The organism is Pseudomonas sp. G5(2012) (assembly GCF_000408945.1).
Classification (GTDB): domain Bacteria; phylum Pseudomonadota; class Gammaproteobacteria; order Pseudomonadales; family Pseudomonadaceae; genus Aquipseudomonas; species Aquipseudomonas umsongensis.
The window spans coordinates 1-2,995 of record NZ_APIO01000176.1 but is presented as its reverse complement, the minus strand read 5'-3'; the positions used below and the strand labels follow the sequence as shown (position 1 = coordinate 2,995).

The 2,995-nt window shown below is 61.3% G+C and carries 3 protein-coding genes; all 3 read left to right on the top strand.

Annotation, left to right across the window (positions count from 1 at the left end):
- Window positions 1-278 precede the first annotated feature (278 nt).
- The 3 genes from PG5_RS31740 to PG5_RS31730 are packed head-to-tail and all read left to right on the top strand — an operon-like array spanning window position 279 to window position 2,905.
- Window positions 279-881 (top strand): dimethylamine monooxygenase subunit DmmA family protein, encoded by a 603-nt coding sequence (locus tag PG5_RS31740; RefSeq protein WP_020801177.1) that lies wholly within the window; start codon window positions 279-281, stop codon window positions 879-881.
- Window positions 878-1,846 carry a PDR/VanB family oxidoreductase gene (locus PG5_RS31735; protein ID WP_020801176.1) on the top strand — a complete coding sequence of 323 codons (969 nt, stop codon included), beginning with the start codon at window positions 878-880 and terminating at the stop codon, window positions 1,844-1,846. The genes PG5_RS31740 and PG5_RS31735 overlap by 4 nt, the downstream gene beginning before the upstream one ends.
- Before the next feature lie 18 nt (window positions 1,847-1,864).
- On the top strand, window positions 1,865-2,905 hold the full coding sequence (locus PG5_RS31730; RefSeq protein ID WP_020801175.1) for a DUF3445 domain-containing protein: 1,041 nt from the start codon (window positions 1,865-1,867) through the stop codon (window positions 2,903-2,905).
- The last annotated feature ends 90 nt before the right edge of the window (window positions 2,906-2,995 follow it).

The window sequence follows — 2,995 nt, the reverse complement described above, 5'->3', positions numbered from 1 at the left end:
CAGGAATGGATATGTACGCAGTCAACAAAATTCCCATTGCCCGTCAGGACGCCATCGCCGGCAAGCCGGGCTCCTACAAAAAACCGCTGCAAAAACGCCTACAACCATAGTTATTTCTGCTTACACTTTTCCTCTCGAAAAACTCTTAACCTTTTAAAATCAACACCTTAAAGACTTGGCACGCCCTGTGCTCCTGCTATGCAACCCACCATCGTTGGGCTTTGCATCTGTGCCGACGTTTCACCCGTCGAGCCGATAGCCAGGAGGAATAACAAGAAATGTTGATCACCGGGATCAAAAGTCGACCGGTCTACGACCGGTTGCAACCTCTGCCAGGAGGTCTGCGGCACATCGTTGCCGGGCAAGGCAGTGGCGGGCGCGCCATGTTGCGTTTGCTCGACGAGTTGGCCGGGCTGGAGCAGCCCGTGACCTTGCTGTACTCCCAGGAGTCGTTTTCCGGGCAGGACTTCCTTGCCCAACTACAGCAGCGTCCAGGTCACGATCTACGTGTGTATGCCAGCAACCAGGCCTTGATCGACGCCCTTGATGACCTGCTCGGCAACGCGCGGATGGGCACCCGCCTCTACCTCGCCGGCTCTGAAAGCTTCCTCGGCAGCGCCATGCAGGTGGCCACCCGTTACGACCTCAATCGCGACGAAGTGCTTCGCGAACACTCCGGCACGCTGGTGCGTCGGGTCTGGTGCGTGCACTGCGACACCTACACCGAGAACGTCACCCAACGCGTCTACGAATGTCCCGGATGCAGCCTCACGCTGGTGGTGCGCGACCACTACTCCCGACGCCTGGCGGCTTTCCAGGCGGTCAAGGCCGATGCCGAAGTACCGGGCGAACTGCCCCCAGCCGAGGAGCTCGATACATGAGCCAGAACAATGGGACTTTGAACCTGCGCGTCGCTCGCATTGAAGAGGTGACGCCGGAAATCAGGCGCTTCACCCTGGTTTCGCCGACCGGCGAGCACCTGCCGGCGTTCTCCGGTGGCAGCCACGTGGTGGTACTCATCGCCAACCCGAACAATACGCTGCGCAACCCCTACTCGCTGCTGAGTTCGCCCTATGACACCAGCAGCTACCAGATCGCCGTGCGCCGGGTAGAAAGCGGCCGCGGTGGTTCGATCGCGCTGCACGACAATGTCCGTGAAGGCGACCTGATCGAGGTCACGCCACCGGTCAATCTGTTTCCGCTGATCAAGCAGGCGCGCCTGCACCTGTTCATTGCCGGCGGTGTCGGCATCACCCCGGTAATCTCCCAACTCGAAGAGTTGCGCCTGAGCAAGGTGCCCTTCGAACTGCATTACGCGGTTCGCGGCGATGAACACGCACAGCTGGGCAAAGAGTTGCAGGACACCTACGGCAAGCAGGTCCACCTGTATCGCAAAGGCATCGAAGCGCGCATGGACATCGGGCAGATTCTCGCCAATCGCCCGCTCGGCAGTCACGTTTACGCCTGCGGCCCGGACAGCATGATCGACGCCACCCTGGCCTGTGCCCGCGAGCTGGGCTGGACCGACAGTCACGTGCACTTCGAGCGCTTCCTCGAGCAAAGCAGCGGCGGCGAAGCCTTCAGCTTCACCCTGGGTCGCAGTGGCGCAACCATCGAGGTCTCGCCGGACCAGACCATGCTCGAAGCGGTCGAGGCCGCGGGCTACAGCATGCCTTACCTGTGTCGTGGCGGCGCCTGTGGCCATTGCGAAACCGAGGTCCTGGAGCTCGACGGCGAACTGCTGCACAGCGATGACTGGCTGTCGGACGACGACAAAGCCGCCCGCAAGAAAATCATGCCCTGCGTATCCCGCGCCAAATGCAATCGCCTGGTCATCGACCTCTGATCGACGGAAGACATAACAATGACTATCGAATTCAACCGCGACGAAACCTACCGCGACGACTACACCTTCGCCAACAGCCCGGAAACCATCGCCCGCGCGCCCTTCCCGTTCCCCGATGACGACTACATGTACTCGATGAACCTCGAGCCCCATGTCTCGGTCGGCGACGGCGCCTTCCGCGCAGCGTTCGATATCGACGAGCACTACATCAGCGAATGCCGGGACCGCGCCATCACCCTGGAGAAGGACCCGGGCATGCACTACGTCTCGGCGCCGCACATGATGGAGGCGCAGTGGGACTTGCTGGAACTGATCATGGAGTCCTACGCCCGCGACTACCCGCAGTACTTCACCCTGTCCCGTGAAGGCCGCCAATGGCACTGGACCAACCGCCTGCTGGACATCGACGATCACTTCATCTTCGGCGACCCGGCGACCCTGCCGTATGAGCCGATGGAATACGTGACCCGCCAGGCCCAGGGCGACTGGGTACTGCAGGAAGAACGCGACGGTACGCTGTATTGGGGCGCCGGGATCGCCACCCAACGCGCCGACTATTCGCTGCGCTTCAACCTGGGCATGAGCTGGGAGGAATTCCACGGCCCGGTGCCGCTGGTGAAGGAAATCGGCATGCTCGACCGCGCCCTGAAATTCCTCCTGCGCCTGCGCACCGGCCACCCGGTGCGTCGCCTTAACTGGTCGCTGACGGTCAACCCGCGCCTTGAAGTATCGGCCGAAAGCCTGCCCGAATGGGCACCAGACCGAACCATCGTGACGGCCGAAAACGCCGGCAAGCTGGTGTACCTGCGCATCGAGTTGCAACCGCTGCACCGCTTGCCGCGCAGTAACGCGATTGTCTTTCCGATCCGCACCTACCTGCTCAGCCTCGAAGACATCGCCACCAACCCGGCATGGGCGCGGCGCATGCATCGGGTGCTGCGTGATTTGAATCAGCAATTGGTCGATTACAAGGGATTCAGCCGGTATCGCGATGCTGCCGTGGAGTGGCTGTCGCAGTACGACGATGGGCGTGAGAGCGAGACAAAAAAACAAGCCTGAACCTTCAGTCCCTGTGGGAGCGAGCCTGCTCGCGAAGGGGCCATCACCTTCAACATTGATGTTGGCTGATAAGCCGCTTTCGCGAGCAGG